Source organism: Thermomicrobiales bacterium (assembly GCA_037045155.1).
Lineage (GTDB): Bacteria > Chloroflexota > Chloroflexia > Thermomicrobiales > CFX8 > JAMLIA01.
The window spans coordinates 1-6,086 of sequence record JBAOIG010000007.1; the positions used below are offsets into that span (position 1 = coordinate 1).

Genomic DNA, 6,086 nt, shown 5'->3' on the forward strand with positions numbered 1-6,086 from the left:
ACCTCGCGTGCTATTCTCGACCGAACCCTTCCGCGTTTTTCAGGCGAGTCGCATGAACCGTCTTTGGATCGGCATCGACACGGGCGGTACCTTTACCGATGTCGTGTTGGCCGATATCGCAACCGGCGAATACCGGTATCACAAACTTCCCACAACGACCGACGATCCGGCCAAGGCGATCCTCCAGGGCATCGCGGAAGTCGTCGAACTGGCCGGGGCCGAGTGCAGCCAGGTCGAGTTCGTGGTACTGGGCACGACCCTCGCGACCAACGCGGTGCTAGAGGGCAAGACCGCCCGCACCGGCATGTTGACGACGACGGGATTTCGCGACGTACTCGAGCTCGCTCGGCAGCGTCGACCGCACTACTTCAATCTCGATATCCCCAAGCCGGTACCGCCGGCCTCGCGCGATGCCCGAATCGAGATCGACGAGCGCGTAGATTACGCCGGCAGCGTCGTGACCCCCTTGAACGAAGCGACAGTTGCGGGCCGCCGTGACGGCACTGCAAGGCCAAGCCATCGAAGCGGTCGCGGTGTGTTTCATGCACGCCTATGCGAATCCGGCGCACGAGAAGCGCGCGAGAGAGGTCCTGCAAGAGGCGATGCCGGGCGTCTATGTTTGTGCCTCGCACGAGGTGCTCGCCGAGTTTCGCGAGTTCGAACGCTTCGCGACCACCGTCGTGAATTCGAGCCTTATGCCGATCATGGACCGTTATCTCGAACGATTCGAGAACGGTGTGCGTGATCTCGGCGTGCCCGGGGTGCCGAGAGTGATGCAGTCCAACGGCGGCGCCGTATCGCCCGCCGCGGTTCGTCGGATGCCGGTCAATACTTTTTTTTCCGGGTCCCGCTGGGGGGGTGATCGGGACGCGCGGGCTCGGCAAGCAGATCGATGTCCCCGATCTCATCACGTTCGACATGGGCGGCACGTCGACGGATGTCTGCCTCATTCGAGGGCTGAATCCTGCCCAGAAGAGCCAGCGCGAGATGGGCGGCTTCCCCGTTCGGACGCGCACGATCGATCTGCACACCATCGGCGCCGGCGGCGGCAGCATCGCCTGGGTCGATGCAGGCGGGCTGCTGAAGGTCGGGCCGATGAGTGCCGGTGCATTTCCCGGACCAGCTGCCTATGGCCGGGGTGGTTTACGACCGACGGTGACGGATGCAAACGTCGTCCTCGGTCGGCTCAATCCCAAGACGCTCCTCGGAGGGCGCATGGTCGTCTATCCGGCCCGTGCGCGAACTGCGATCGAGAAGGAATTGTGCCCACCCCTCGGGCTCGACATGTTCGAAGCCGCGGCAGGCATCCTGGACATCGTCAATGCGAACATGATGGGGGCGGTGCGTGTGATCTCCGTCGAGCAGGGAGAAGACCCGCGCGAGTTCGCGTTGGTGGCGTTCGGTGGTGCCGGTCCGCTTCATGCAGCCGACATCGCACGCAACATGGGGATACGGCGGGTGATCGTGCCGACGCGTCCGGGATTGTTGTCCGCAATGGGATTGCTGCACGCGGACGTACGTGGCGACTTCAGTCTTACCCGGTTCGTGCGTGCGCTGCCGTCGAATCTCGCGGCGATCAATGCCGGGTTTGCTCAGCTGCGGGCGCAGGGCGAGGCGTGGCTGGAAGGCGAAGTCGGTGCGGGCACGAAGGCAGCGTTCGAGTGGTCTGCCGATGTGCGTTACGTCGGCCAGAATTTCGAGCTCATCTTGCCCGTCGAGTCAGCGAATGTCTTTCCCGACGCGCTCGATCGGCTACTGCAAAGCTTTCATGCGCGACACCGCGAGTTCTACGGCTACGACATGCCCGAGCAGGGGGTGGAGATCGTCAACTTGCGGCTCGTCGTAACGGCGGCGCGCGACGCCCCGCCGGCCGAACAGCCGGCGAGCGGCGGCAATCTCGTCCAGGCCCTCGCCGAGACACGTAGCGTCTGGTTTCCAGAGACGGGATTTACGGCTACCCCCATTTACAAGCGCGAACTGCTGCCTGTCGGGACGAGTTTCGAAGGCCCTCTCATCATCGAACAGATGGATACGACCACCGTCGTGCCCCCGCGGTCGCGATTCAACATCGACGCGAGCGGCACGATGCATCTCGAACTCGAACCGCTCGATGCGAAGCAAGAGGCCTGAGCCATGGACATTCGCGTAGATCCGATTCGTGCCGAGGTCGTCGCCCGGCATCTGCTTGCAAGCGCCGAAGAGATGGGTGCGACGCTCATGCGCACTGCGTTTTCGCCGAACATCAAGGAGCGCGCCGACTGCTCGACCGCGATCTTCGACGCTGCGGGTCAGGTGGTGGCGCTTGCGCAGCGGGTGCCGATCCACCTCGGTTCGATGGTGGGTGCGGTCGACGAGATCCGGTCGCGATTCGGGGCCGACGATATTCGACCCGGCGACATGTTCGTCGCCAACGATCCCTACAACGGGGGCGGGTCGCATCTGCCGGACATCAACGTCATTGCGCCGGTGTTCTGCGACGGGCGCATCGTCGCGTTCGTGGCGAACATCGCCCATCACGCCGATGTCGGGGGTATGGTGCCCGGCAGCGAGGCGGCGATCTGCAAGACCATCTATCAGGAGGGGCTGCGCATCCCGCCGGTGAAGATCGTGTCCGAGGGACGGGTCAACCGCGATCTGGTCGCGATCATCCTGCTCAACTCGCGCACGCCGCAGGAACGCGACGGCGATCTGAAGGCACAGATCGCGGCGAACGTCGTCGGTATTCGAGCCGTAACGGGCCTGATGCAGCGATACGGTGTGGAGCAAACCGAAGCGACGATCGCCGCGTATCTCGATTTCACGGAGCGGCGCTTCCGCGCGGCGATCTCTCGCTTGCCGCGCGGTACGTATCGAGCCGAAGACTTTCTCGACGGCGATCGCGAAGGCGAGACCTGCAAGATCCGACTCGCGCTGACGGTGGGCGAAGGACAACTCACGTTCGATTTCGAGGGGTCGGGCAAGCAGGTCGAAAGTGCTCGCAACATTCCGTATCGTGCGCTGCTCGCCACCGTCTACACAGTCGCGAAAAGCCTGCTCGACCCCGACGTGCCCGCCAATGCCGGCTATTACCGTACGCTGAGCATCATGGCGCCGCCCGGGTCGGTCGTGGGGCCGACGCCGCCGGCCGCGGTGGGCGCACGCTCGATCTCGTGTGGGGTGCTGGGGGATGTCGTCGCCGGTGCGCTTTCGCAGGCAATGCCCGACAAGGCATTGGCCCGCAGCGGACCGCATCATCTCATCGTGCTCTCGGGGACCGATCCGCGCACCGGAATTTACTTCGTCAACTACGAAACGGTGGCTGGCGGCATGGGGGCTCGTCCTTACAGGGACGGCGTCGATGCCGTGCGTGTGCACGCCTCCGGGGCGTCGAATCTTCCGGTCGAAGCGCTCGAGCACGCGTATCCGTTCATGATCGAGCGGTATGCCTTATGGGAGAAATCCGGCGGTGACGGGATGTACCGAGGCGGCATGGGCGTGCTGCGCGACTATCGCATCATCGCCGACGATGTGACGGTGAGCCTGTCGTCGGAGCGCCAGCATGTCGCGGCTGCCGGGATGGAAGGCGGTGCGGCCGGCCATCCCGGCGAATTCGTGTTCAATCCGGGCAAGCCCGACGAGCGCAAGCTTCCGGCAGCGGCTGGGGAAGTGGCATTGCCTCGCGGGAGCGTCCTGCGTGTGGCGACACCCGGCGGTGGAGGGTACGGAGCGCCGGCATCGCGCGAGGCAGTGGCGATCGAGCGCGACCGCCGCGAAGGTAGAACCTGAAAATTCGAAAACTGTGCCTGGCACAGTTTCTTTTGGGGAACGAGGAAAAGGAAAAGCGAAAGGCCGGACAAGTCGGTGTCGGCTGAACGGGATCGAGGGTCAACCCCCGTGGCCGTCGAGCGAGCACCACCGAATCCGGACCCTCGCTTTCCCTCTTCCCACGTAAAACTGTGCCAGGCACAGTTTTCGGTGTGAGTAACCGAGGAGAGTGAGCATGAGCAAGGACGTCTCGAAGGCACATCTGGATTTTCCGGCGACCGAGCGCTGGACGTACATGGACGTCTCGGCCCGCGGGCTCGTGCCGAAGATCGCGCGCGATGCGCTCGTCACCCATCTCGACGAGCGGCTCATGGCCGAAGTCGACAAGAACGGTTACTTCGACATGATCGAGCGCGTGCGCGGCCGCTTTGCCAAGCACATCAACGCCGCGTCGGCGGAAGAGGTGGCGTTCACGAAGAACGTGACCGAGGGGATCGCCGCGATTGCAGCTTCGATCGATTGGCAGCCGGGCGACAACGTCATCATCTGTCCGGAGATCGAACATCCGGCCAACGTCTATGCCTGGCTCAACCTGCAGCGGCGTGGCGTGGAGATCCGCATGGTCACGGCGCGTGCGGGAATGATGCCGGTCGATGAGATGATCGGGCGGATCGATGCACGCACGAAGGCTGTGACGTGCGCGACCGTCAGCTTCGCGCCGGGCTTTCGTACGGATCTCGCCACGCTCGGTGCGGCCTGCCGCAAGCGCGGTGTAATGCTGGTAGTCGATGCCGCGCAGTCGATCGGCGTGCTGGCCGACGACGTGCAGAAGCTCAATATCGACGCATATGCCGCATCGACGCAGAAGGGGCTCTGCGGACTCTACGGGATGGGCCTGCTTTACTGCCGCGAGGAATGCGCCGAGCGTCTGCAGCCGGCGTATTTGTCGCGCTTCGGGGTGGATCTCGGCGATGCGTCCGAGGCCGACATCGGCAGTTTCGAGTACCGACTCGCCCGTGGCGCGCGTCGGTTCGATCTGGGCAACTACAACTTCACGGCTGCAGTCAATGTCGATGTCACGCTCGACTATCTTGCGCAGTTCGGTCAGCCGGCGATCGAGCGCTACGTCGTGGATCTGGGCCATCGGCTCGCGCATGGTTTGCTGGAACTGGGATTGCCCGTGAGTGGCGGCAAGCCTGGAGCGCATCTCGCCCATATCATCACGATCGGAGACCTCGCGGCCGGCGGTCACGACTCGACGAGCGATACGCGCATGCAGTCGCTGTACGACTATCTGGTCGATCGGGATGTAAAGCTTTCCATCCGGCGCGGCGTGCTCCGGTTTTCGCTGCATCTATACAACACGTCATCCGACGTCGAGCGCGTGATCGGGCTCGCGAAGGAATGGCTGGCGAAGCAATAGGACGCTGGGCATCATTCGAATCATGAACGTCGAGTATGTCGATCCCAGCAACGCAGTGCGCTATCCGGTCGATGTTCCCAGGTGGCGAGCACCTTCCGGCGGCCATCTCAATCTGACCGCAGGTGCGGGGCTCAGGCGCAGCGACATCGACGTCGGCTGCCGCTCGATCTGGCGCTATGCAAAGGCGATACGGGTCCCGGCGCAAGGGGCCGTTACGCTCGGTGAAGGCTGGACGCCGGTCGTGCCAATCCGTTGGGAGGGCATCGAGATCGACGCCAAGCTCGAGTTCATGATGCCCACCGGTTCGTTCAAGGACCGTGGCATGACCGTGATGGTCACTTATCTCAAGCAATGCGGCTTGAAGCGCGTGCTCGAAGACTCCTCCGGCAACGCCGGGGCATCGCTCGCCGCTTATGCAGCAGCAGCCGGAATGGAAGCGCGCATTCTCGTCCCCGAGACGGCCTCGTATCCGAAGATCGTTCAGATCGCGGCGGCGGGTGCCGACGCAGTCACGATCCCGGGCTCGCGGCAGGATGTCGCCGATGCCGCGCTCGCGATGTCCGACGAGATCTTCTACGCCAGCCACAACCGGCAGGCCTTCTTCGCTGAAGGCACCAAGACGCTCGCATTCGAGCTTTGGGAGCAGTTCGGCTTCGATGTGCCGGAGCACGTCGTCGTGCCGCTCGGGTACGGTGCCAATGTGCTGGGCTGCGATCATGGCTTCCGTGAATTGCTCGCCGCCGGCGAGATCGACCGCCTGCCGAAGATCCACGGCGTGCAGGCAGCGAACGTGCGGCCCTTATTTCGCTGCGTACTCGGCGGGTACGGATCGTCTAATACCCACCCGCATCGAGCCGACGGTCGCCGAGGGTATCGCTTCCTCGCAGCCGACACGGGTCGTCGAAGTGCTGGATGCTGT

The 6,086-nt window shown here is 63.9% G+C and carries 5 protein-coding genes; all 5 read left to right on the top strand.

All coding sequences use genetic code 11. From position 1 onward, the window contains the following. The coding region (locus tag V9F06_15935) for a hydantoinase/oxoprolinase N-terminal domain-containing protein (protein MEI2619094.1) at nt 1-745 on the top strand (745 nt) is incomplete at its 5' end. Nucleotides 746-828: 83 nt separating this feature from the next. Continuing rightward, the gene (locus V9F06_15940; GenBank protein ID MEI2619095.1) at nt 829-2,130 is read left to right on the top strand and encodes a hydantoinase/oxoprolinase family protein; all 1,302 of its coding nucleotides are present in this window, start codon (nt 829-831) and stop codon (nt 2,128-2,130) included. Nucleotides 2,131-2,133: 3 nt separating this feature from the next. Further along, nucleotides 2,134-3,765: a hydantoinase B/oxoprolinase family protein gene (locus tag V9F06_15945; protein ID MEI2619096.1), complete on the top strand. Its 1,632-nt coding sequence runs from the start codon at nt 2,134-2,136 to the stop codon at nt 3,763-3,765. A gap of 214 nt (nt 3,766-3,979) precedes the next feature. Beyond that, entirely contained in the window at nt 3,980-5,167 is a 1,188-nt protein-coding gene (locus V9F06_15950) for an aminotransferase class V-fold PLP-dependent enzyme (protein ID MEI2619097.1), read from the top strand. Between the two features lie 22 nt (nt 5,168-5,189). Beyond that, a partial coding sequence (locus V9F06_15955) for a pyridoxal-phosphate dependent enzyme (protein ID MEI2619098.1) occupies nt 5,190-6,086 on the top strand: 897 nt, incomplete at its 3' end.